At 56.7% G+C, this 23,205-nt stretch carries 21 protein-coding genes; 11 read left to right on the top strand and 10 right to left on the bottom strand.

Going from position 1 to position 23,205, the window contains the following annotated elements; all coding sequences use genetic code 11:
- Window positions 1-342: 342 nt before the first annotated feature.
- On the bottom strand, window positions 343-1,689 hold the full coding sequence (locus FTW19_RS04090; RefSeq protein ID WP_147646453.1) for a hypothetical protein: 1,347 nt from the start codon (window positions 1,687-1,689) through the stop codon (window positions 343-345).
- A 557-nt stretch (window positions 1,690-2,246) separates the two neighbouring features.
- A complete protein-coding gene (locus FTW19_RS04095; RefSeq protein ID WP_187143261.1) occupies window positions 2,247-2,624 on the bottom strand; it encodes a nuclear transport factor 2 family protein in 378 nt (125 codons plus the stop codon).
- Between the two features lie 477 nt (window positions 2,625-3,101).
- Between FTW19_RS04095 and FTW19_RS04100 the strand changes: the two genes are divergently transcribed.
- Complete coding sequence (locus FTW19_RS04100; protein ID WP_187143263.1) at window positions 3,102-3,683, top strand: helix-turn-helix domain-containing protein; 582 nt, start codon at window positions 3,102-3,104, stop codon at window positions 3,681-3,683.
- A gap of 249 nt (window positions 3,684-3,932) precedes the next feature.
- Here the strand turns inward: FTW19_RS04100 and FTW19_RS04105 are convergent, their stop codons facing one another.
- Window positions 3,933-4,319 carry a hypothetical protein gene (locus FTW19_RS04105; protein WP_147646456.1) on the bottom strand — a complete coding sequence of 129 codons (387 nt, stop codon included), beginning with the start codon at window positions 4,317-4,319 and terminating at the stop codon, window positions 3,933-3,935.
- A 527-nt stretch (window positions 4,320-4,846) separates the two neighbouring features.
- Here FTW19_RS04105 and FTW19_RS04110 point away from each other — a divergent pair.
- The 7 genes from FTW19_RS04110 (at window position 4,847) to FTW19_RS04140 (ending at window position 11,007) form a co-directional block, all read left to right on the top strand.
- Window positions 4,847-5,782: a TIGR03435 family protein gene (locus FTW19_RS04110; RefSeq protein WP_187143265.1), complete on the top strand. Its 936-nt coding sequence runs from the start codon at window positions 4,847-4,849 to the stop codon at window positions 5,780-5,782.
- A gap of 167 nt (window positions 5,783-5,949) precedes the next feature.
- Window positions 5,950-6,816: a TIGR03435 family protein gene (locus tag FTW19_RS04115; protein WP_147646458.1), complete on the top strand. Its 867-nt coding sequence runs from the start codon at window positions 5,950-5,952 to the stop codon at window positions 6,814-6,816.
- A gap of 13 nt (window positions 6,817-6,829) precedes the next feature.
- Window positions 6,830-7,588 carry a TIGR03435 family protein gene (locus tag FTW19_RS04120; protein WP_147646459.1) on the top strand — a complete coding sequence of 253 codons (759 nt, stop codon included), beginning with the start codon at window positions 6,830-6,832 and terminating at the stop codon, window positions 7,586-7,588.
- 58 nt (window positions 7,589-7,646) lie between these two features.
- Window positions 7,647-8,639, top strand: a complete 993-nt coding sequence (locus FTW19_RS04125; RefSeq protein ID WP_147646460.1) for an alpha/beta fold hydrolase — start codon at window positions 7,647-7,649, stop codon at window positions 8,637-8,639.
- A gap of 177 nt (window positions 8,640-8,816) precedes the next feature.
- The gene (locus FTW19_RS04130) at window positions 8,817-9,014 is read left to right on the top strand and encodes a hypothetical protein (RefSeq protein ID WP_147646461.1); all 198 of its coding nucleotides are present in this window, start codon (window positions 8,817-8,819) and stop codon (window positions 9,012-9,014) included.
- 278 nt (window positions 9,015-9,292) lie between these two features.
- A complete protein-coding gene (locus FTW19_RS04135; RefSeq protein WP_246153726.1) occupies window positions 9,293-10,210 on the top strand; it encodes a VWA domain-containing protein in 918 nt (305 codons plus the stop codon).
- 248 nt (window positions 10,211-10,458) lie between these two features.
- Entirely contained in the window at window positions 10,459-11,007 is a 549-nt protein-coding gene (locus FTW19_RS04140; protein WP_147646463.1) for a DUF3011 domain-containing protein, read from the top strand.
- Window positions 11,008-11,201: 194 nt separating this feature from the next.
- Here FTW19_RS04140 and FTW19_RS04145 read toward each other — a convergent pair whose 3' ends face one another.
- Window positions 11,202-13,955: a hypothetical protein gene (locus FTW19_RS04145; protein WP_187143269.1), complete on the bottom strand. Its 2,754-nt coding sequence runs from the start codon at window positions 13,953-13,955 to the stop codon at window positions 11,202-11,204.
- Window positions 13,956-14,560: 605 nt separating this feature from the next.
- Window positions 14,561-15,292: a YcbK family protein gene (locus FTW19_RS04150; protein WP_147646465.1), complete on the bottom strand. Its 732-nt coding sequence runs from the start codon at window positions 15,290-15,292 to the stop codon at window positions 14,561-14,563.
- A 215-nt stretch (window positions 15,293-15,507) separates the two neighbouring features.
- On the opposite strand from FTW19_RS04150, the gene FTW19_RS04155 reads away from it, so the two are divergent.
- The gene (locus tag FTW19_RS04155; protein WP_147646466.1) at window positions 15,508-16,221 is read left to right on the top strand and encodes a class I SAM-dependent methyltransferase; all 714 of its coding nucleotides are present in this window, start codon (window positions 15,508-15,510) and stop codon (window positions 16,219-16,221) included.
- 216 nt (window positions 16,222-16,437) lie between these two features.
- On the opposite strand, the gene FTW19_RS04160 is transcribed toward FTW19_RS04155, so the two are convergent.
- Genes FTW19_RS04160 through FTW19_RS04170 form a run of 3 tightly spaced genes read right to left on the bottom strand, consistent with a single transcriptional unit; the run spans window position 16,438 to window position 17,904 of the window.
- Window positions 16,438-16,929 carry a hypothetical protein gene (locus FTW19_RS04160; RefSeq protein WP_147646467.1) on the bottom strand — a complete coding sequence of 164 codons (492 nt, stop codon included), beginning with the start codon at window positions 16,927-16,929 and terminating at the stop codon, window positions 16,438-16,440.
- Between the two features lie 53 nt (window positions 16,930-16,982).
- Window positions 16,983-17,465: a DinB family protein gene (locus tag FTW19_RS04165; protein WP_147646468.1), complete on the bottom strand. Its 483-nt coding sequence runs from the start codon at window positions 17,463-17,465 to the stop codon at window positions 16,983-16,985.
- A gap of 1 nt (window position 17,466) precedes the next feature.
- Window positions 17,467-17,904 carry a YraN family protein gene (locus FTW19_RS04170; RefSeq protein WP_147646469.1) on the bottom strand — a complete coding sequence of 146 codons (438 nt, stop codon included), beginning with the start codon at window positions 17,902-17,904 and terminating at the stop codon, window positions 17,467-17,469.
- Window positions 17,905-17,950: 46 nt separating this feature from the next.
- On the opposite strand from FTW19_RS04170, the gene FTW19_RS04175 reads away from it, so the two are divergent.
- Entirely contained in the window at window positions 17,951-18,841 is an 891-nt protein-coding gene (locus FTW19_RS04175) for an EamA family transporter (RefSeq protein WP_187143271.1), read from the top strand.
- Between the two features lie 136 nt (window positions 18,842-18,977).
- Here FTW19_RS04175 and FTW19_RS04180 read toward each other — a convergent pair whose 3' ends face one another.
- A complete protein-coding gene (locus tag FTW19_RS04180; RefSeq protein WP_147646471.1) occupies window positions 18,978-21,560 on the bottom strand; it encodes a glycoside hydrolase family 2 TIM barrel-domain containing protein in 2,583 nt (860 codons plus the stop codon).
- The gene (locus tag FTW19_RS04185; protein WP_147646472.1) at window positions 21,557-22,264 is read right to left on the bottom strand and encodes a TetR/AcrR family transcriptional regulator; all 708 of its coding nucleotides are present in this window, start codon (window positions 22,262-22,264) and stop codon (window positions 21,557-21,559) included. Before FTW19_RS04185 ends, FTW19_RS04180 begins: the two co-directional genes overlap by 4 nt.
- A 316-nt stretch (window positions 22,265-22,580) precedes the next feature.
- Between FTW19_RS04185 and FTW19_RS04190 the strand changes: the two genes are divergently transcribed.
- On the top strand, window positions 22,581-23,102 hold the full coding sequence (locus FTW19_RS04190) for a hypothetical protein (protein WP_147646473.1): 522 nt from the start codon (window positions 22,581-22,583) through the stop codon (window positions 23,100-23,102).
- Window positions 23,103-23,205 lie beyond the last annotated feature (103 nt).

Below are 23,205 nucleotides of genomic sequence, written 5' to 3' on the forward strand. Positions count from 1 at the left end.
GACTCATAATCCCTTGGCTGCAGGTTCGAATCCTGCCGGGCCCACCAAGCCACTTCTATTTCATAGCCAGAGGTGAGCAGGCGGTACAGTGCCGATCTGCGAGGCGGCTAATTTAAGGCTGAGCTACCACTCGCCCATCTTGGAGCGCAGCGGAAGCTACTGCGGTCGGCGAGCGACTCGGCGATGTTGCATCAATTGAGGCCGCATCGACTGCTGTCTGCGGAAAAGTTACCGAAAACCCCGTTTTCTAGGCTATTCGGAGCTGGCGGGACGTTTGCCGCCGGACTCCCTCAAGTGAAGCTCCAACTGCGAAGCACCTCCGGCGAATTGGCAATTTGAAGACTACGGATGGTCCTTATCAAAGACTGATTGCTGCTCAGTATCAAGTGATTTGCTCTCAGTCTCGAGGACTGATTGCCAGTCAGTACCGCCTTTGGGGTCGAGGGGGATGTAGATACAACGCGACTCCGGCGAACTATGCCAACTCTTCCCGTGAGGAAACGTTATTGTGGTTACCTCGAACCAGCGGACGGATCTGACACCTTCGGTCCCGATTGACGTTCCCAGGACGTTCTTTCGCGACTCTTCATCGTGAACGGTTTGCTGGACGTCGGGAAGCTCATCCTGTAACAAGGGTCGTGCCCCCCTGTACGCAGGTGGCCCGTAGAATACAACGTCGATGCTTTTAATGACGCGAGAGTATCTGATGTAAAGAGACGACGAGGCTCCTGCACCAAACTCGCGGTCGCGCACCGCTACCAATTTGAGTGGACAGTGCCGGGTCTGTGGGATGGTCGTAGACGGCGCTGGTTGCTGGGTGTCCGGTCGAGTCTTCAAGTGCGGAGCGGCGTGCGCGTCGTCCGGCACATATCCCAGAGATGTGTCGGAGAGGCTGCCGGGCAAGCTTGCAGCAGACGTAGCCGGGGCATAGGCCTTGACCTCGTTGTCCCATGCCACCCACATCTGCATGATGGCTGCGGCGTGGGCCTGCTCAGGCTGGACGTGAAAGGTGTGGACGATCTTCTCCACCGACGGAAGACTGGGCATTGGCGGGAATGCGATAGGGGCAGGAAAAGCCTGGCGGACCAGGAGGTTGGCGGTCTCCAGCAGAACGTTGCGGCGTGCGGCGTCTTCCCAGTTGATGGGCGCTCCAATGGGAATCGTATCTGCCGTGGACGTCATCTGCGAGGCGAGTGCGCGGGCGCTTCGCTGTCCGAGCGCTACTTCTTTCAGTGACTGGATGATGACCGGCAACTGGAGTGCAAGTCCACGCCGGGTCGCAACGATGCGTGTGTAATGCTGCTCATTGCCGAGATGGGACCCATCGGCGAATACAAGCGTATCGACGATGCCGTGGCAGCGCGCTTCCGAGTCAGCTATTTGGTACCTGGCTTTGCCACCCGGTGGAATGGGACCGAGGAGTGCAAAATATGCAAAGGCATCGTGTTCAAAGTAGTGCGCCGGAGGGCCTTGTGCGCAAAGCAACATTCCGGCGGACGCTATGATCGTTTCAGAACGATGATTCTCAATGACATGCAGCCACACGTCTCGATCGGTGTCGTGGGAGTTGTATTCCACAACACCTTTGATGGGGTCTGGGCCGACCGGGAGACCAACTGCTGGCTGTGCGGCCGCTAGATCGCTGCTCAGAAAGAACGCCGCGAAGGATAGAAATAGCGGGCGATGCATGCGTTGGATCTCCAATTATCGTAGTCCACTGTACAGCGGCTTGATTCCGAAGTCAGCCTCCCGCAAGCGGAACACAAGGAGTGATCGTGTGGCAGTTTTCACAAAGTCCCGAGAAATACCTAGGACCCAGGTTTGCATGAAGACTTACGCGAGCGACGGCAATTGCTACGTCCCGGAACTCCCTGGTGTCCATCTTGATCTGGATGTTGCAAATGAGCTCGATCCATCTCATGGTCGCTAGGTGCAGCGATCCTTCAAAGTGTAGAGGACAATGAGGCGTTGACTCGTAGGGCTTGCAGTCAAGGCCCTGCAAAGTCGCGTTTTCCGCCTGGTCGCTCGCCCATCTTGGAGCGCTGCGGAAGCTACTGCAGTCGGCGATCGACTCGGCGATTTGGCACTCGTCGAGATTGAACAATTGCTTGACGCGCTTGACTCAAGAAAAGCGCGTCTGCTGACGAGAACGGATAAGGCCAGACTGCTGGGTTCGCAACAGCGTTCTGGCAGGTATCTAACGGCGTTGCTGCGCGTCGGCCACGCTTTCCATCCAGGCGAAGGCCTTATTCCGTCGATGAGACCGGCGGAGTTCCACTATCGATGAAGGTGTAGAACACAGCAATGCGGCCGTCGCGTTCCTCCACAACGTCCGTACCGGTATAGCGGAACGGCTGGCCAGGAAGTCCGCTCCCCCAACGGCATATCCCGACAGTGTGCATCGTGTGAATATCGCCAACCACCGTATAGCGATACTCCGGGATGTGCTTACGAATTTCCGACGCTGCCTCATTGATCGCCGCAATGCCAACCAGGCGACCACCCGGGTGTATCCATACGCAATCTTCCGTATAAGCATTGCGCATCATCGCTTCGCGCTTCACTGGATCGAGCTCGATGAAGATCTCATCGAAGTTGTGGTGCATCAGTTCTGCAACTGTCATCCTCTCCCCCCTTTTTCCTCTTTGCCAGTGCAACGATCTTTCCTTTGAACTTCCGGCCATATTCCTGGCATTTCTCTCAAGATACTCAGAAGGAACAGAGAATGGCTTGTACGAAACGGCTACCATAGTACGAAATCGCTATGGTCGAGAGCCGCAAAAGGAGGACGAGGGATGCAGATTTCTGAGGGATCGGACACATTTGAGTTTCGTTCTCCGCACGGTATGAAGGCGGCGTACAGCAGGCTTCGAACGTTTGCGGGCATAGCGGTTCGTCACCTGCAGCACTTCAACCACCCGGGCCGTGCATGGCACGATTTGTCGGGTCCGAAAGACACTCTCACAGTTGTGCTCGCGGAGGTGGGTGGCAGATGTGAGGCCCGCACAAATCTGCATCGTCCCGCTGCCCTGGAAGGCCAACGGCCTAATCACATCAGTTTTGTTCCCGCAGAGATGAGGGTCTGGGGCTATACGGACAACATGGAGTCTGTTCGCGAACTTCGACTGAGCTTCGACAGGAAATCTCTGGGAAATTGGTTCGGCCCCGATCTGGACCCGGGCAAAGCAGGAAATCCTGAGCTGATGTTTCATGACAAGAGAGCGGTCGAGTGCGCGCGACTTCTTGCTGCCGAATGTGACGCATCTGACCCGAGTACAGGATTGTACGGAGAAGGTCTCACGCTCGCCCTCCTGAGCGCCTGCTTCCAGGGGCGCCCCCCAAAAAAGAACTTCGGACTATCGGTCTCACAACTCCGTCTTGTTCTCGAATTCATCCACGAGCATCTCGATGCATCCGTTTCTGTTCTCCAGCTCGCCCGTCTGGTCGATTTGTCATCCTCGCAATTTGCGAGGATGTTCAAGGCGTCTACAGGAGTATCCCCGCATCGCTATCAGCTGAACACTCGGATCGGCAAAGCGCAGGAGCTACTGCTGATGAAAGGAGAAAGCCTTTCCACGGTGGCTGTGACAACAGGTTTTACTGATCAGAGCCACTTCACGCGGACGTTCAAGAGGGTCACTGGAGCTACACCACGCGAGTGGCATCAGAATCGCACCCCCTAGAGGATGCGATATGAAACTGATGAGACAAAGGGCGCCTTTCTCATACCGCGCCATCTTGATTACTCGGATAAGTCATCTTGTGGTTATTGACTTCCGACGAGGCAGAATCTCAACTGCCGAGAAAAGGCCAATGCATTCATTGAAGACAGATGAGGCTGGTCGATCTTCATAAGTGCGTTTGCCGTTACCGATTCAGCTGAAGGTTATCCTGATCCACCAGCACATCAGGGCGTATTGTGGCGCGGCATGCTACTTCTTTCCATACAGCGCCTCATAAAGAGCAGTTGCACCTTGATAGGGAAGGGATTTCTTCCCTATTTCATTTCCTGTGCTGTCGAATACGGTCGCGAAGATTTCAGTAGAAAGCAGATCCGGTGGAATTCGCAAAACCCATTTCTCGTGTTTTCCGGGAGCTGTGGTGAGTGTTGCTTTCCCGACGAGCGTAGGTTCTGTTATTCCGGTCCCTGTTGGCCAAGACCAAATTTCCACCCTGCTCAGATGAGTACCAGTCACGACGAAGTTGGGCTTCTCTATCTTGAACTGATGTAGTCGTCCGCTGTCTTTAGAGCCTTTTTCCCGTTGCGGGGTATCGCGGGAAAAGCGTTCAGCGGCGTTTTCATTGCGGAAAACGCCCATAGATGCGCAAGCCCTGCAATACAGCTGCGGGGAAAATGCTCTAGGGGCTGCGCTATCAGCTTGATATGAAGCGGAGGGCGGAAGAGCAAGAAGGGGCAAAGCAACAATTGGGAGCACGAACCAAGAGCATATGGCTATCCGTCGCAATAGCCCGCATTTGCTCGTGATCATAAACACTCCTCCACGTCGGACGAGATGCTCCCAATTTGATAATTCGGGTAGCGTTCGACCATTCTGAAGTGCCTTCAACGGAAATGCAAAGGATTTTTTCCCGCCAAGACTGAAACGCGCGTCTACAAACGGGTCAGGAAAATCGTGATCCCTTGGCTGCAGATTCGAATCCTGCAGGGCCTACCAGTTTCTATTTCCCAAGAATCGAGATCTCTTCGGGAGCAGGCCGTTGCCTGTGATGTCCTGTACAGTCCAAAATGCGCTGGCCTATTTGCAAACTTAATGTACTAATACACTCATACAATTAGTAGCCGGTACCGCCGATGAGGATAATCCATTTAGAAGCCACGGTTCTTTTGCTAGCGATTGTCGTTGGAGCGATCAGCGTACCGCTGCAGGCACAGGCGAGTTCGAAGGAAGCTACTTCTGTTGAGGCGCCTGATTGGCAGGTGGCAGCCGGCGAGAAGCTTGCTTTTGAAGTAGCTAGCGTGAAGCCAAGCGCGCCGGACAGCCAGCCCAGAGTGAACTTTACCCTGGGGCCTGGTGATGTCTATGCGAGTACCGGCGGCAGGTTCCTTGCAAGTAGCATCAACCTGCTCGACTACATTCGCTTTGCCTACAAGCTCACCGATGGGCAAGCGGAGATATTGCGTGCCAACGCTCCCGATTGGATAACGACAGAGCGGTTCGACATTCAGGCAATGTCTAAGACTCCGAACCCGACAAAAGACCAGATGCGTCTGATGATGCAAGCCCTGCTTGCCGAGCGTTTCAAACTCGGCATCCATGCGGAGGTGCGTGAACTGCCTGTCCTGGCTTTGGTTCTTATCAAACCGGGAAAACCTGGTCCGCAGCTTCGGCCGCATCCTACGAGTGACAGCACATGCTCGGACGTTATGGCGCCTATGAGTGAGGATTCCGATTCAAGACATGCGCTTGAAAGTCCGACAGTTTGTGGTGGCCTGGTAAGTACGGGTGTGCCAGGCGCGCCAAGTCATGTTCGTCTTACTGGGCGAAAAGTTTCGCTCACATTGCTTGCCGCTCATCTAGGTGAAATGGGGCATTATGACCGTCCCATTGTCGACCAGACTGGTTTGACGGGGACGTTCGATCTTGTTCTTGAATGGGGAGCAGATCCTCCGGGTTCAACTGATTCTCCACATCGGGATGACAATCAATCTCTCCTGCAAGAGGCATTGAAGACCGAGCTTGGACTGAAGCTGGAACGGACGAGAGCGCCTTCGACAGCGTTCTTTATAGACCATCTGGATCGGCAACCGACGCAGAATTAGAGTCAGGATGGTTGAGCTGAGTGCGCCGAGAGCACTCGTTTGCTGCGCATAAACTTCATGCCTTTCGCGCTCACACGAGAGGAGCCTCGACGTCCAATGCCTAGAGCGTTTTCCCTCTATCCCCGTTATGGAGGCAAGCTTTGCGGCGACTGAGCAGGAGGCAGGCAATGGCATTGGTCTTTGGTGCGCTGGCTGTTCTTCCGCCGGCGTTCGGACAGGCCGCGGAAGAACCGAACCTCGACCGCTTTGTCTATGAGGTCGTCTCCATTCGACCCGATCATCCCGGGAGTGTGGGAGGAGGAGCGCGCGTGTCCATTACCGATACGCGCCTCGAAGTGAGTCATCTGCCTCTGAACGAGTTGGTCCACCTGGCCTATGGTGTACAGGACCTCCAGATCCAGAATATGCCGAAGTGGATGAGTCAGGAATCCTTCTCCGTCGAGGCGACCGTTGACCCGGAGATAACGGAGGCCCTACGCAAATTAGAGCCGGATGTTCGCCGCGCCGCTCATCAACATATGATGCAGGCCCTGCTCGCTGATCGTTTTCACTTGGTGGTGCGGCAAGAACAAAAGGAGCTTCCCGTCTATGTCCTGACAGTCGCCCCGAACGGACCGAAGCTGCAACCTGCGGACCCCTCGAACCAGTACGAGAACGGAGTCACCTATCCCGGCGGGCCATTGGGACCTCGCAAAGTGGGGTATGCGTTTGGACAAGGTTCGATCAAGATGCCAGGTCAGGGCGTCACAATTCGTCAGTTGGTCGAGCGGCTGAATCAGAGACTTAGTGTTCATTTCCAACGAGTGTTTGTCGATGAGACAAAGCTCGAGGGAATCTATGACTTTGAGCTCGACTTCAGCGTGCCCTGGGTGACGGAGTACGGCTTCATTCCGCCGGGCCGTGACGTGCGGGAGGAGCAGGGGGATTCGTTGTTCTCTGCCATTCAAAGTCAGCTTGGATTGAAGTTGATTTCCGCGAAGCGGCCGGTTCCGGTTATCACGATCGAGCACGTGGAACGACCTACTGAAAATTGAGCTCTGGAGATAAATGATGAAGAGGCTGCTTGTTGAATTTGTTGTCAGCTGTCTTATCGGCGTGCCAGGTATGGCTCAGTCACAGATGGCCCAGGAGAAGGACCCCGGCGTAGAAGTAGCCACGGTTAAGCCCAGCAATCCTGATGAGACTGGAGAGCTCTGTACGATCCGGGGCCGGCATGTTCTGACCATCAATACACCGGCGTTAGATCTCATCCGATTTGCGTTTGGATTACATCCGAGCCAGATCATTGGAGCTCCGGAATGGCTGTCAAAGGAAAAGTTTGATATTGACGCTGTCCCTGCCAGCGACGGCGTTCTCAAGAACGAGCAAATGTGGATGATGATACGCAGGATTCTTGCGGACAGATTTCATCTGAAATATGAGTTCGTTGAGAAGAACCTGCCGGCGTACGCTCTGGTGAAAGCTGGGAAAGATGTCGGTCTGAAGAAATCTTTACGGCGTCCTGAGGATCCCTGGGATTTTTATGGTCCCAGCGGAGAACTCAACGTTAACAACGCGACCATGAAGAACTTTGCCGAAGGGCTGTCCCGAGGCATGGTGGATAAACCTGTCGTAGATCAGACCGGCATTGAGGGACGATACGACTTCGTTCTCAAGTGGAGCGGCTTGAATGCTGTCAATGATCCGAACGCGCCGCCAGGAATCTTTACGGCGTTACAGGAACAGGTCGGACTAGCACTGAAGCCCACACACGCGGATATCAAAGTTTTGCGGATTGATCATGTCGAGCGTCCAGGTGACAACTGAGTACAACAGGCATCACCATGGCGATCATGTAACTGCAACTTCCTGACAGGAGTGCTTTATGTTCCGCGGAATGCAATCGATCTTAATCGGTCTCCCCTTTCTGCTATTCATCGCGCTTCATGCTCAAGAGAAGGTTGATTCATCACCTCACACTGCCCAGATGATCTCCGTGGAGCAAGGCGTCAGCCTGGAGGTGCTCGACTGGGGAGGTACCGGGCGGCCGTTGGTGTTGCTAACAGGTTTGGCCGACAACGCCCATATCTTCGATGACTTCGCTCCGAAGCTCACTGCCAACTATCACGCCTATGGCGTTACTCGCCGGGGTCGCGGCATTTCCAGTTATCCGGAAGCCAAGGCGGCAAACTATAGCGCCACCCGGCTTGGTGAAGACGTGCTGGCTGTCATCGATACGCTGCATCTCAACAAGCCTGTTCTGGTGGGGCATTCCATCGCAGGGGAAGAATTAAGCTACATCGGGTCGCATCATCCTGAGAAGGTTGCCGGCCTCATTTACATGGACGCCGGCTATCCCTACGCTCTCTATCGAACCAGCGGGGTATTGCACCTTGACGCGATTGAATTACGAAAGCAGCTCCATCAATTCATTACGGGGTACAGGATGGAGCCGGTGCAGGACTACGACGGCCTAATTGCCAACATCGAGCGCGTGGAGAAGGAGATCAAAGAACAACAGCAAGAGACGCAAGGTCTCCCTCCCACTCCCGTGAGTCCGAGAATGACTCCGGAGCTTTTCGCCATGATGGAAGCCGAGGAACGGTTCACCACCATTCATGCGCCTGCTCTTGTGCTCGTTGCGGATGAAGATATCTCCAGCGCATCCGGAGACGATCTCCAATCCCGTGCCAATGCCGTGAGACAGGCTCTCCAGCGACGCGACAAGGAGCAGCAGGTGACGGCCTTCGCGCAACAAGTCCCTTCGGCCCATGTGGTCCGAATTCCGCATGCGAACCATTATGTCTTCCGTTCCAACGAGGCTGAAGTGCTGCGCGAGATCAACACGTTTATCTCGTCGCTACCTCCGGCAAACTAGTGCCACAGCGCGATCCGGTGGTGATAGGGTGCGTCCTGAACGTCCGAGAAGGCACGACCGAGGACGCATATTTCCATGACATCATGTTGGTTCCCCAAAACATCGGATGAAAGGCGATGAATGGAAATGAATGGGTTGGGATATAAGCTAGGCCACCTTACAAGGAAGTGGCGTGTATTGATCTTTGTGCTCTTCTTGGCTGGGCTTTGGATGACGGGTTCCAGCGAGGAGGAGTCGGAGATAAGTAAGCTCCAGGTGCGCGTATATGATGCTGAAGCTGACGCTCATCAGGCGCAGCAGGAGGTGGATGAGCTCAAGGATAAGGTGAGCGATCTGCAGGGTAAGATCGAACAAATTGAAGTAGAGATGCCCTAGAGCATACGAAGAGTAAAGCGATAGCGAGGCCCGATTTTAGTGAGGAATTATAGAGCGGGCCTTCAGCCCTTTGAGGTTTAGACGCCTGATACCTGGGGCGTTGCCCCAGGCTGGTATAGAGCGCGCCTTCAGCGCTTTCTCCCAGTGCCACCTCGGGGTCCCCAACGTATTTCACCGTCGGAACACGAGGAGTGAGTTGCTTGTCGACGATTATGAAGTTTTCAACCAGGAGCAGGGGTGTTCTGGTCGGCCTGCAAATTGCTGTTTGCGTGGGGACGATGCTTGCGCAGGCCGGATCGCAGAGAGTACCGGAAACGGATGTTCCGATAAGAACTACCGCGCGCCTAGTATTGGCGCCTGCGATCATCCGCGATCGGTCCGGGGAGTTTGTATCCGGGTTGAGATCTGAGGACTTCGAACTCACTGACAACGGTGCAATGCAAACTCTTCGCGTCGAGCAGACAAAGGGGCAGCCCGTTGCACTTGTTGTTGTCATGCAAACGGGTGATGGAGCTCTTCGGGAGTTTCAGAACTATCAGACTCTGACGCGCCTTCTGAAGATTGCTGATCCGGAAACTCTTCAGAAGGTGGCGTTCGTTACCTTCGACAGCAAACCGCGCCAGGTATGGAACTTCCCTCCGTTGAGGGATGGAGTGCAGTATGCGATGAATCATCCTGAGAGCGGGGATCGAGGCGCATCCATTCTGGATGCTGTCGGTCAGGCACTCGATCTGTTGCGGCAGCAACCGGCTGCGATGCGGAAGATGATCCTTTTACTCAGCCAGTCCCGGGATGATGGAAGTCAGATTTCTCTTTCGGACCTGGCGCAACGGCTCGGGGAAGCAAACGTCATGGTCTATAGTGTGACCTTTCCAGCAGCGCCAGGTATGGCATCCAGAAGCAAGCGTTTGGGGTGCAATGCCGGTCAACTTGTTCTCCCCAAGGAACTCGCACGTCTTTGTGAAGATACGGCTCTTCAGCTTGCGACTCTCTCCGGCGGAGAGCATATCGACGTGACAAAGAGCGCTGCATTGGATCGAAGTGTTAGCGTTCTTCGAGATGCCTTTTTGAACAGCTACCTCCTGAGCTTCCGGCCAGGTTCTCCGGACGCAGGCCCCCACCTGCTTTCTCTGAAAATCAGGACAGCTGGATCACCGTATGCAGTCTCATTTCGCCGGTTTTATTGGGTTCGATAGCGTTACTGACGAAAGCGGTACCGCCAATCAAGCAGAACGAAGACGGCAACAGCAAGAACCATGGCGTGGGTGAACGTCATGGATGCCTCCTGATGGGCGAAGTATAGCTGTTCTGCATCTAATCCCGTGAGACGTACGACGTGCCGCCGTCACCTTTATTGTTCGATCGGACTGACCACTGCTTTACGGGGCAGGTGGTCGGTATGGGGACTGGCGGAGTATCGTTCTATGCGAATCGGGAGGCAACTATGAAGCAACTTCGATTCTTATTGTTTATCTTGAGTTTCCTTGCTCTCGGCACACTATCTCTTAAGGCTCAGAGTGGAACTACGGATCGTGAAGGCGCGAAGCTTACCTGCGCGTCCGATGATGGCAAGCGGCATTACTGCCGAGCCGATACCTCGCGTGGAGTCAGGATGCTGAATCAGCGTAGCGGGTCACCTTGCATACAGGGGGACACCTGGGGATACGATCGCCGCGGCATCTGGGTGGATCGTGGCTGCCGTGCCGATTTCCTTGTGAGAGCAGATGTGTTCCAGGGCGGTGGCCCGGGACCTCAGCCCTATCCGGGCGGCCCCAGACCACCGGACAATGGGTGGTCCGGTCCATCGAATGGTGTCATTACGTGTGAGTCCAACGACATGGGAAGGAACTATTGCCGTGTGCCCATCAGGGGCGGTGTGCGGCTGATCAAGCAACGCAGTGGGTCGCCTTGCAGGCAGGGCGAAACCTGGGGATATGACCGCGGCGGCATCTGGGTGGATCGCGGATGTCGCGCCGACTTCGCTATTCGTTGAGTTTTTGTATTTTCAGATTTGAAAACAGAAGGCCTCCCGGGATGGGAGGCCCTTCTGTTGTGATTTAGAGTGTGAGATCAAACTCGCTCTTTACGGAGAGTTATAGAGCGGCCTTCAGCGCTTTGTTTTTCAATGTAACCGATACCTGGGGCGTTGCCCCAAGGCTGATATAGAGCGCGCCTTCAGCGCTTCCACTAATCATCTGCATCGCGGCGATGCGGCTTGGTGGATTTCCTATGTATCTCTCGGTCCAGTTCGACTGGATCGTCGCAATCGAGCAGTTCGGCTTTTTCCGCGGCGGTCTTTGGGTGTGCGGTGCGTGCGCGGCGAGGATTGAAGATACGCGTGTCCGATGGGGTAAATGTGTACGGTGTCAGATCGGGAGCGTCGGTGAAGCTGTCGCTTAAGTCGGCGGAGAGTGCGTCTTCAAGGTTGAGCGGCCCGAGGTTCAGCAACTCGTAAATCGTCTTCTGCACACTGGCCATGCTGGTGTGACGATGGGAGATATAGCCGCGTTTTGTATAAGGGCTGATGACGAGCACAGGACTGCGATGCGCGTCCACGTGGTCCACGCCGCCTTGCGCGTCGTCTTCAACGACGAAGATTGCGGTGTCTTTCCAGATGGCGCTGTGCGAGATGGTGTCTACGATCTTGCCGAGGGCGAGGTCGTTGTCGGCGACAAAGGAGCTGCGATAGGGATAGCCGTCTGCCGGACGGGCCTTGGACATATGGTCGTTGGGCAGGCGGATCACCGTGAGTGCAGGCTCATATCCGGTCTTGCTGCGCGCGGTGAAATCACGCTGAAACTCGTTGTAACGGTATTGATCGGGAATGCCCATGTTGAAGGTTGGGAACTTGCGATCGCTTGAGACGAAGACAGGTTGGGGGACGGGTGAGTTGAGATAGAGGCGCTGCCCTTCGGGTTCGGTGCCTTCGCGCTCATCGCCGCCTTCGAGTTCGAGGCCCTCGCCATAGTTGAGCAGCGGCAGCTTTGCGCCTGCAACGTGCTCCCAGAGCGAGCCGAACTCCGGCTCATCTTCCGGCATCGGCGCATCGGCGCCGCCGCTCAGAGCTCGCCGTCCGGGAGCTTCGCTGGCAACATTTCCCTTACGGCGGCCGCCATAGCCCGTGGACCAGGCAACATCCATCCAGGGAGCGGGCGCGATGCCGACGACCCAACGATGGCCGTCAGCGGAGGCCTCGCTGTTGACGTAGAAGTTGTCGCTGGTGGCGAAGCGTCCGGCCAGAGCATGAGCATTCGGTGTGACAGGTACGTCATGGAAACCGTGGTCCTCTTCCGCCTCCCATCCGTGCATGCCAAGACGCGCCAGCTTCGGTTCTCCGTTGGAGTTAGGGAGATCGCCAAAGACCTCATCGTAGGTCCGGTTTTCGCGAATGATGAAGAAGACGTGACGCAGATGTGGAAGCGCAGTGGATTCCTTGAGTGCGGCCTCGTTCGCTTTCACGACAGCAGCCGTCAAACGCGGATACTGGTCCTCCGCGATCGGCAATGGGATGGTGGAGATGCTGCCGAACTCAAGCTCATGAATGGAATGGCGGCTTTCGGCCGAGAGGTCGGATGCAATGCTTGGTCCGGTTCCCTGCCCCCGGTTGTTAGCAACGTAGAGCGTCTTCTGGTCCGGTGAGAATGCCAGGGCCGCGGGATACCACCCTACGGGAATATGTGTGAGGACCTGGCTTGTATTGGTATCGATGACGGCTACGGAGTTTGTGCCTGCCTCAGCGACAAAGAGCTGCCCGCTGGAGAGGCCTAGACCGAAGGGCATGACTCCGCGTAGCGGACGCCCGGTTTTGTCGTTGTACTGCGATCCGCTGAAGGGCGTGAGAGAGATCTCGTGCTCGAGCTTTGCTCCGTCTGGCGAAACGACAGCGATCGAGTCCTCGTGCGCCAGCGAGACATAGATGTGTTCCTTGCCGGCGACTACACCGGAGGGCGATGCTCCTCCTACGACCGTATTGTGTCCCTCGGTGATGCGGTGGCCAAGGCGAAGCTTTGACAAAAGATGTGTGGCGCCAGGCGAGTAGACATCATAGGTCCACAGGGAGCTGCCGCGAGGACTATTTTCATCGCCGAGTCCGGGCACGTCATGCCCTTCCGCTTTCACTCCTTTTCGAGCAGCCGTCGATGGGTATCCGAAGGGAGCAAAGTGCAGCCCGGTATGCAGAGGGTCCGCCAGCTTTACGCCCGGAACCATTTGGTATTCGAAGAGGCCGGAGTTAGTGACGTAGAGTCGGTTGCCGTCCGGCGAAAGCGTCATGGCGAGCGGGTTCGAGCCGGTGGGGAGGCCGGCGACCAGTCGTTTGGTGATGAGATCTACGACGACTACGCGCCAGTTTCCCTGGTCAAGAACGTACAGCGTTTTGCCATCCGGAGAGAGCAATGCGACGGCCGCAAAACTCTCCTTGTACATCTTGCCGTTCAGCTTGCCGTCGAGTTCAATGCGGCCCGTGTGCTGCCAGGTGTTGCTGTCATAGATGTCGACTGCGCCCGAGTCGCCCGTGGGGTCATACAACAGCGAGCCGTCCGGCGAATAGGCGACGCCCATATGAACCTGGGTGTTGGGGTCGTTCGTCGAGGAGACGCGCAGGTGCGGATCGTTCGACGGCAGAATCGTGCTGCCATGCTCTGCCTTGATCTCCGGAAAACGACGGTATTGAGGCGAGCTGCCTCCCAGATCATCGATGATGTTCAGTGCAAATGGCCAGCCGATCGAAGGCGCGACGAGGTGTTTGCCATCAGGACTGACGGCAAGGGCAAACGGCATTGGAGCGATGGGTGTCCATGTGCCCACAGGATCAATGGCGCGGCCATTGGGCAGGATGGCGCCTTTGGGTGGATCGCTGGTCACGACCTGTGCCTGTGCTGTGCAGAGAGAGAAGGCAATGCAGAGTGAAACCAGAGGAGCGGTATACGTCTTGCGAATCACGGATTTTTCCTCCCTGCTCATCTGCAGAGTTTGATCGTTTGGATTTGTGCCTTGGGTCCTGAAAAGCGAATACGTTCGTCGTCGGGGAGACGAATCGACTGCATGCAAATCGTAACAAGGAAAGGTTGCTATCAAGTTACGTACTTTGGGAGTCGTTGGTCCGCCGAATGTCTCATCCATCGCGAGTGGCCCCAACGAACAGGTTCGTCAACGACCAATATGCAATGGATGGGGCATGCAGTGTTGTGAATATGGGTCTGGCTTTCCTCTGCTAGACAAGATTGTTCAGCTACCATCGCGACAGAGTTAATAGGGCGGGCCTTCAGCCCTCTAGTTATCAATGTGCCGGAGACCTGGGGCGTGCCCCAGACTGATATAGAACGCGCCTTTCCACCCCAATGAACAAGTTCATTAGGGACTCCGGGCTTCAGCGCTCATTACTGAAAGAACCGGTAACGCCCATTCATGAGAACGAGGATGAAAACAGCCAAGATCATGGCATGTGCAACATGTGGAACATGCGGAACTGTCATGAAGACCTCCCGATGAGCGGAGTATAGCAAGCTCGGCTCATCGGGGATGAGGATGTGTTACTCGATGGTGTTTTACGAGCGTTTCGTTCTACGCGAGTGTCTGCGGCGTGCGTGTGAAGCGGTATAGGTCCACTGGCGGGTTGGGCCTACATCGACGTGCACGAACTGGGAGCGGGGATAGTAGCCTACGCCACCCGCTTCGAGCGACAGTGCTGCATCGCGCAGCAGCTTTGCGGAGACACCCGAAACGCGGAGGTCGATCGCCTTGGCCTCAATGTGCTGCGAATGTTCGGCGGCGTTGGTGGTGCCGCTGGCGCGCAGTGCGTCGTTGGTCTCTTTCGAGCGGTAGCCGGAGAGGATGTCGATGACGCCATCGGGCTTGTTCAGCTTGGCCAGCATGGTGTGCAGCACGTCGAAGGTGCGGGGATCGATGGGCGTGACCTGCTGGTTGTGGCTGTCGCACAGGAAGTGGTTCAGCTGGTCGAGCGCTTCGGGAATGTAGGTATCGCCGATGCGATAGACCACGTTGATCATCTCGCCGGTGTAGGGATGGGCGAGCTTCAGCTCATACTTCTGGCCGTCGGTAGGAACGTCGTCTTCTTCATCGGGAAGAAGGCCGACTCCCGGCAGAGCCACATTGGCAAAGGCATGCGCCAGGGCGTGAAGGCGCGGATGCCGATGAGACGCCGCTTTGCCGGCGTTTGCAAATGGAGTCGAGATGCCTAGAAGAGTGATGGCGGCGAGGGCCGTCAGTTTGCGAGCCGAGACGAGGGACCGAAGAGGCGCAGGCATGTACAGGGGCAAATTAACTGATCTCCAACTGTAGGGTTGCGCGGTACTGAGTCGGAAGCCAGGGACTCAGGGACCCAAATGCGGCTTGCCAATCGTCATTCGCTGTCGTCAATTGTAATTGCCACGAGGGGTGTGTCCAGAGCGAGAAACGGGGAAAAGTTCGGAGTGTGGAAAAAGTGGTTCCGAATGGGGGCTGGTATCCTTGCCGTTCCGCAAGGTGAACTGCCATGCAAGACAACGGGTGGGACCGCTCGGCCCAGGCCTGGATCGCCGATATGGGTGAGCAGGGCGACTGGGGCCGTCGGACATTTCTGGATGAGGCAATGCTGGCGCGTGTACGTGCGGGCGGCTTTCGCTCTGCTTTGGATGTTGGTTGTGGCGAGGGCCGCTTCTGCCGCAGGCTGCAGGAGATGGGTATTGCCACCACCGGTATCGATCCGACAGAAGCGTTGCTACAGCATGCACGTCTGTGCGATCCGGCAGGCAGCTATCTCAAGGCGGCAGCGGAACAGACGCCGTTTGCGGATGGCGCTTTCGATCTGGTCATCAGCTATGTGAGCCTGGTGGATATCGAAGCCTACGAGGCGGCCATTGCGGAGATGGCGCGTGTGCTGGCTGTAGGCGGTCGGTTGCTGGTGGCCAATCTCACCAGCTTCTCAACGGCGCGTGCCGGTAATGGATGGGAGTACGACCTGCTGGGCCGTGCGAAACACTTCACTATCGATCGTTATCTGGAATCTCGGGGCAACAAGGAGAGCTGGCGGGGAATCAAGGTGATCAACTGGCATCGGCCGTTATCAGACTATATGCGGGCGTTTCTCGCACAAAGTCTGGTGCTGACGCATTTCGATGAGCCGGCCCCGGTGGAGGATTGTTCGGCGAAGGCCGATAAGTATCGGCGGGTTCCCTGGTATGTGGTGATGGAGTGGGAGAAGAGATAGGTGGCTTCCCTGTTCGGCACCGAAAGGTAATTGGGTAGAGAAGCAGATTTCTCCGCTGCCGCTACGAAATGACAAAAAAGCCTATCGAGCTCGCTCTCGATACACCCACATAAGCTTCGCGTATGTGGGGCACCCGGTGTACATCCCACTCATCGCGTGGCGATGGATGGGGCACCCGGTGTATCGGTTATTTCAGATTCCGGTGTATGGGCTTGTCTAGTACTGGATGATGTGTGGGGTGGGGTAGGTCAGTGTGCCGTCGCTGCGCTGGACCCAGAGGAAGAGCCGCTTCTTGCCGTTGATGGTCGAGCCGACGATAGTGCCTGATCCCCAGAAGCCTTCTCCGTCGGTGCGGGAGATGTCTACGTGGTGGCTGTGGATCTCGCCTACGGGCGAGTACTGTGTCCAGTCTTCGGTGAACCGCTTCACGGGATAGCCGGTGTATTTGCCGGGATTCGCCTTCCAGTTGTCGTCGTTGACGTAGACGCCGTAGGCGGTGTCGAAGTCTTTTTTCTCGATCGCGGTCAAAAAGCGATCGACCTTGTGCTCGGCGGGGAGATTGGTGAAGAACCAGCCGTGTCCGGCGATGAAGCCGGCAACAAAGAGGATGGCCAGCAGCACTACCAGCACTCCTGCTGCAATCAGCAGGGCTGTCTTGCGCCTTTCTCTCTGCTCATCGTAGACCGGTGCATCCATCAATCCGCTCATGCTCAAATCCCTTTCGCTCTCACTAGATTAGACACCCGCGGAGGTAAATTTGTTCACTCTGGAAGAATCTGCAGGAGATGGTGGCCCATGTGGGCGATGTAGTCCTCGATCAGGAAGCCGAGGGTCCAGGCCCGGTCCGGCGTGATCCACTCATGGGCGAGGTGCGGCTTCTGGGTATGCGCGATGACGTGGACGAGATGACGGTTGAGCCCTTCCCAGAGATTCAGGAGATCTTTCCACGGGCGTTCCGCATAATGCTGCACGGCGACCCATTCGGCCTGCTTGTAGCCGGGAAGATGGATCTCGCGATCGATCTGCAGGCGGACGAAGCGTTGGTGGTTGTTGCAGGCGGAGTCGATCAGGTGCCCGATGATCTGCCGTGGCGACCACTTCCCTGACTCACGCGGCTGTTGCGACTCCAGGTCAGTTATCTGGCGCAGAAGCGGCAGGGCGCTGTCGAGAGCCTGGGCAAGATCGTCGGCCAGCCTCTCGGGCTGTAGCAGCATGACGTCGGTGGGTTGCGTGTACGCGGACATGTCAGAAGGCTCCTTCCATCAGCTCACAGGCGGTTTCGTTAAGGTACACCGAGACCACGTCGAAGCGGATGACGATGCTGTCGCGTACTTTGTCCGGGAAATGCCGTACGTAGGCCGATGCCAGGCGGCGCAGCATTCGTTGCTTGGGGTCATCGACAGCGAACTCCGCCGGTACCAGGTCGCGCTTGCTGCGTGTCTTCACCTCGATGAAGCAGAGTGTTGGCCCGTGCCAGGCGATGATGTCTACGTCGCCGCCGGGAACACCGGCCCAGCGCCATCGCCGGGCTACAACCGTGTAACCGTGCCGTCGCAGATGCCAGAAGGCGGCGTCTTCACCACGCTCACCGACACGCAGATGCTTCGGTTGCGAGGGTCGACGGCCCAGCATCGAGGCAAGCTGTTCCAGCCAGAGCAACGTATGTTGTTGAAGTCCGGGCATCGTGTGAAATCATAAGGTACCGCCGATGCATACCTCCCGGAAATTCATGGCACAGATCATCCTGTGTTTTGCCTGCATTTATCTGATCTGGGGATCGACGTTTCTGGCGATTCACTATGCGGTGATCGATCTGGCGCCGCCGATCATCAGCGGCCTGCGGTACTTCCTGTCGGCTCCGTTCATCTTTCTGCTGTGCTTCTTCAACCGGCAATCGATCCGCATTACCTCGGGTGAGATCTTGCGCTGCACGATTCTGGGCGCGTTCATGCTGGTGGGTAATAACTGCCTGCTGGTGTGGGCAGAGAAGACGGTGGACTCCGGCTTTGCCGCGATGGTGCTGGCTGCGATTCCGATCTTTATCGCTCTGCTGGATTCGCTTGTCCCCGGCGGTGACGGACTTACCAGGCGTGGTTGGGCAGGACTCTTCCTTGGATTCGGCGGCCTGATGACGCTGCTGTGGCCGACGGTCCGTCACATCTCGTTCAGCGGTACGGGTAAGGTCTTCGGCAGTGTTCTCTTGCTGGGTGCGGCGTTGAGCTGGGCGATTGGCTCGGTGATGTCGAAGCGGTTCAAGATGCAGCGCGATCCTATGGTGCTGGCCGGCTGGCAACTGTTGCTTGGTGGTGGATTGAACCTGGTGATCGCTACGGCGATGGGCTCATGGGCAGAGGCGCGGTGGACGCGGCCCGCAGTCTTGGGGCTGGCGTATCTGACGGTCTTCGGTGCCTTGATCGGGTTTACGGCGTATGTGTGGCTGCTGCATCACGTCTCGGTGGCGAAGGTGGCGACATATGCGTATGTAAACCCGATTGTGGCATCGATCCTTGGGATCTGGCTGCTGCATGAGGGGATGGGCGTGTATGAGTGGACCGGGATGTTTGTGATTCTGGCGGCGGTGGCGCTGGTGAATCTGTCGAAGGTGAAGCGGGTGGGGTAGAGCATTTCCCCTGTTGCCGGGTATCCCACTTAAGAGGACGGCTTCACAGTTTGCGGAAAAACTGTGAAGCCCGTTGCTCCCACCCGGTTTCAGTTATGTTGCGTTATCTCAGCTCGAGTGAATTTTTCGATGCCTTCTATTGCAGCTCGGCCTGCGCTGGGATGGTCTTTGCGTCAATCATTGCAGTGCTATCAGTCAATCCGGCGCTCGCAGCGGTCAGCTTGATGGCTCCTGCTTTTCTGGAGGTTCGAATCACTACCAGGGCCCGGCCCTGGTACAGCTTCCTCCGTTCAGCGTGATATGAGTCTGCGTCCTGTCCGTCTCCGTTTCCAACGGCGGCAATGGAGCCGGGGCCGCTGATGGAGAACTGGACTTCCTGTTCAGCATGGGGCTGGAAATGTCCCTGATCGTCAACCGCTTCTACTGTCACAAACGAGAGGTCTTCTCCATCGGCCCGCAGTACGGTTCGGTCTGCCGTCAGTCGTAGTTTGGTTGCATTGCCTGCGGTGGTGAGGATGCTTTGGGTAACTTCGCGGTCACCGCGCACACCCACGGCCTTCAGCGTGCCCGGGGCATAGGGTACGGAGAAGACCGCCTTGAACTCCTGTTCGCGTCCTGTTGGTTTTTCTCCGATGAGTTTGTCGTTCAGGAACAACCGCACCTTCTCCGCGCCGGAGTACACCTCAACCTGCATCTCTTTGCCTTCCTGGCCCGGCCAGCTCCATGCGGGAAGCGTGGGATAGGTGGCCCACATGATGGCGATGATCTTCTTGCCTTCCGGTTCCGGCAGACGAACGGTGGCGTAGACGCGATCGCCGCCATTCCACAGGATGTCGCGATAGTAGGACTGCGGCTTACGGAAGCCGGTCAGATCAAGGTCGCCGCAGACTGCGGCGTGCCATGGGTACGGATGAAAGAAGAACTGCATGGCTGCCTTCGCCATTGGGTCGGACGAACCTTTGGCCATCTCGGCCATCACGTCCACGCCCTTCGCCATTCCGGCGAAGAGCTGGTCGACCATGCCGGTGTTCGCCATCATGCCGCCCGCCTGCTCGGCCATCTTCGCCTGTTCGGGAGTGCCATACTGCCACGCACCGATGCCTGATTCGCCTAGGTAGTCCATGGCGGTCCATGTGAGGTCGCCGAGAACGTAGGGATTGTCGTGTGTGATTGCCCATAGCGGAAATGCCTTCGCCGGCCACGACTCTGTGGTCAACATCAGGCGCGAGGGTAGCTGTTCGTGGTCTTTGGCGTAGGTAGGAATTAGGTTGTAGTTGTAGCCGGTGATGTCGAGTTGCGAGAACACGGCCTGTGCCGTGGGCATGGTGGTGGTGCCGGGAAATGCGAGTGTGAGCGGGCGGGTGTTGTCGAGCGCACGGACTTGCTCTGCAAGCTGTTTGGCGAGTGGACCTCCCCTATCTACCTCGAGTTCCGGAATCTCGTTGCCAATGCCCCAGATCACGATCGAGGGATGATTGCGGTCGCGAAGCACCATGGACGAGATGTCCTGCTTCCACCATTCATCGAAGTTGCTGCCGTAATCGAACTTGACCTTATGCGCCTGCCACACGTCGAAGGGCTCATCCAGCACCAGGAGGCCGAGACGATCGCATGCATCGAGAAACGCAGGCGACGGAGGGTTATGAGCTGTGCGCACCGCATTCATCCCAGCGGCCTTCATGAGTTGAACCCTGCGCTCCTCCGCGCGATCGAAGGCGGCGGCACCCAGCGGACCGTTGTCATGATGCACACTGCCGCCGGTGAGTTTGATGGATTTGCCATTGAGCAGCAGGCCCTTCTCCGCCGACCACGTGAGGGAGCGAATGCCGAAGGAGGTCGTGACCTGATCGACGATCTTGCCGTCCTTGCGAATCGTGGAGACGGCGCGGTAGAGCGTGGGTATCTCGGGTGTCCATAGCGCAGGGTTGGCTACGGCAATCTCCTGCGCTGTCTCGTCCTCTTTACTGGAGGCGAGGTTCAGGCTGGAGTGTGCCGTACCGACGGTTTTGTTGGTCTTGTCGAACAACGTGGTTTCGACGGTGAGTCCGGCGGTCGTGGAGGATTCATTCGAGACGTGTGTTTTGACGGAGACTTTGGCAGAGGTGGTCGAGACCTCCGGTGTCGTCACAAAGACACCCCAATGTGCCACATGCGTCGGCTCAGTCACGATGACGTGAACATGGCGGTAGATTCCCGATCCGCTGTACCAGCGGCTGTTTGGCTCTGCTGAGTTGTCGACCCGTACGGCCAGTACGTTCGTCCCGGAGAGCTTCAGGTCGGGCGTGAGGTCGAAGGTGAAGGAGGTGTAGCCGTAGGGATGTGTCCCGAGCTTGTGGCCGTTCAGATAGACCGTGGCATCGCGGTAGACGCCGTCGAACTGAACTGTCACGCGTTTGCCGTTCCACTTTCGAGGCGCGGTGAAGGTCTTGCGATACCAGCCGACTCCGTTGGGGAAGAAGCCGCCACCTGTACCGCTGGGATTGTCCTTGTCCGGCTTGCTTTCGATGCTCCAGTCATGGGGCAGATCGACGGTGCGCCAGGAAGAGTCGGCGAAGGTTGGATTCTCCGCGCCGGCGGCATCGCCAAGCTGGAACTTCCAGCCCGCATCGGCAGCGAGATCCTGACGGGGCGCCTTTGGAGTTACGGCGCCGGCTGTCGCGGAGAGAAGGACGGTAAGGATAGCCGCAAGACCGATCTGGCAGCGGAACGGGGGATTCATGACGACCTCTTTCTGGCGATGCGTTTCCGTGTATTCGAGGATTCTTTGGCTGGAGCTTCTGGGGCGCGTAACCCGAGCAGGAGAATGCGAAGCGTCTCCCGGAACAGGCGATCGATGGGCTGCCCGTACTCGATCTCGACCTTTCTGCCGAGAGACGCCAGCCTGCGCTGCGCTCCGATGACCGCGTTCATCACGGCGTGCATCGTCAGCTCCGGATCAAGATCGGCGCGCAGTGAGCCGTCGGCAATGCCATTGCGGATCAGTTCCGTGAAGAACCGGAATGGCTGGGGATCGATCTGCGTTTCAAGCGTGAGAAGCCGGTCCACCGGCCAGTCATGCGCATACCTGGCATCGAACTCCGCCAGAAAGCGAACCGCTGCCTGGTTGCCGGAGAGCTCGTCGGCCATGAACTCCAGGAACGCGGTGATCACGGCGAGCGCATTGGGCGCGCCTTCGATGCGCTTCTTCACCTGGGTAGCAGCCCCGCACAGCAACTCGCTGACGAGCTCCCAGGCGATGTCGTCCTTGCTGGAGAAGTACTGATACATGGTGGAAGGCTGAAGGCCGCTGGCCAGCGTGATCTCGGCCATGGTGACCCGCTCGATGCCCTGTTCAATAAACAGGGACTGGGCCGCATCCAGAATCCGGCGGCGCTGACGCTCACGATGAGCGTGGTAGGTGCGGGGTTTTGCCTTCTTTTGCATCGTCTCCCTGAGGTTTGAAATTCGAATGTATATTTCGAATTTCAAGTAGGGCTACGAATTTATAGGAGAGGGAGAGAAAGAGGCAATAAGAACTTCTGTGAAGATGTTGATCGCTCCGCACGATGGGAACCTACTTCTCCGCTAAATGGAACAGCGGGCACCGTTAGCTGCCTTTCGCACGGTAGTCAGCAGGAAATCCAGTCTTTGAATGCGGCACCATATACTCAGTCCCTAAGATTTTGCGCATATGTGACATTTACGGTTGACACATAATTATTAAACGTTACCATGTGTACATCCCCATGGAGGCGACGTGATGGATACCTATCGAATCAAGGTAAAAATTGGAAATCACGAGTTTGAAGCGGAAGGATCTCCCGAGATTGTCAAGGAGCAGTTCGCCTCTTTTAAGGAGATGATTTCGTGCATACCAGCACAGACCGTCGCTCCTCCCCTTGAATTGATTCGAAATAATATTTCGAATCAACAACTTATTGGTGATCAGGAATCGGTAAGCTTGGATAAAATTTTCCGGGTAGAGAATCGCGTAATTTCTTTAACCGCACTTCCTGGCAGTATTCTCGATGCGACTCTTTTGACGATGCTTGGGCAGCGCCATTTTCGCAACAACGATTCCATCACTGGGGCCGAGGTGAAGGACGGCCTTGAGCAATCTGGCTACAGACCGGATCGTGTGGATCGATTCATCGACAAACTGACCAAAGAGGGTCTGGTTATGAAGATTGGAATAGGAAAAGGAAGCCGGTACAGGCTCACGAATCAGGGAGTGGCGCGTGCCGATTCCCTAGCGAAAGATTTGATTGCGACTCTGCCATAAAAGTGGGTCGCAAAGGAGGGTCAAGATGCCTATAAGAAGATGTTCCGCCCGTCGCCGTTCTGCTCACCGCGACGGCGGGCAGATGCACTAAGACCCGAACTGC

The organism is Terriglobus albidus (assembly GCF_008000815.1).
Taxonomy (GTDB): domain Bacteria; phylum Acidobacteriota; class Terriglobia; order Terriglobales; family Acidobacteriaceae; genus Terriglobus; species Terriglobus albidus_A.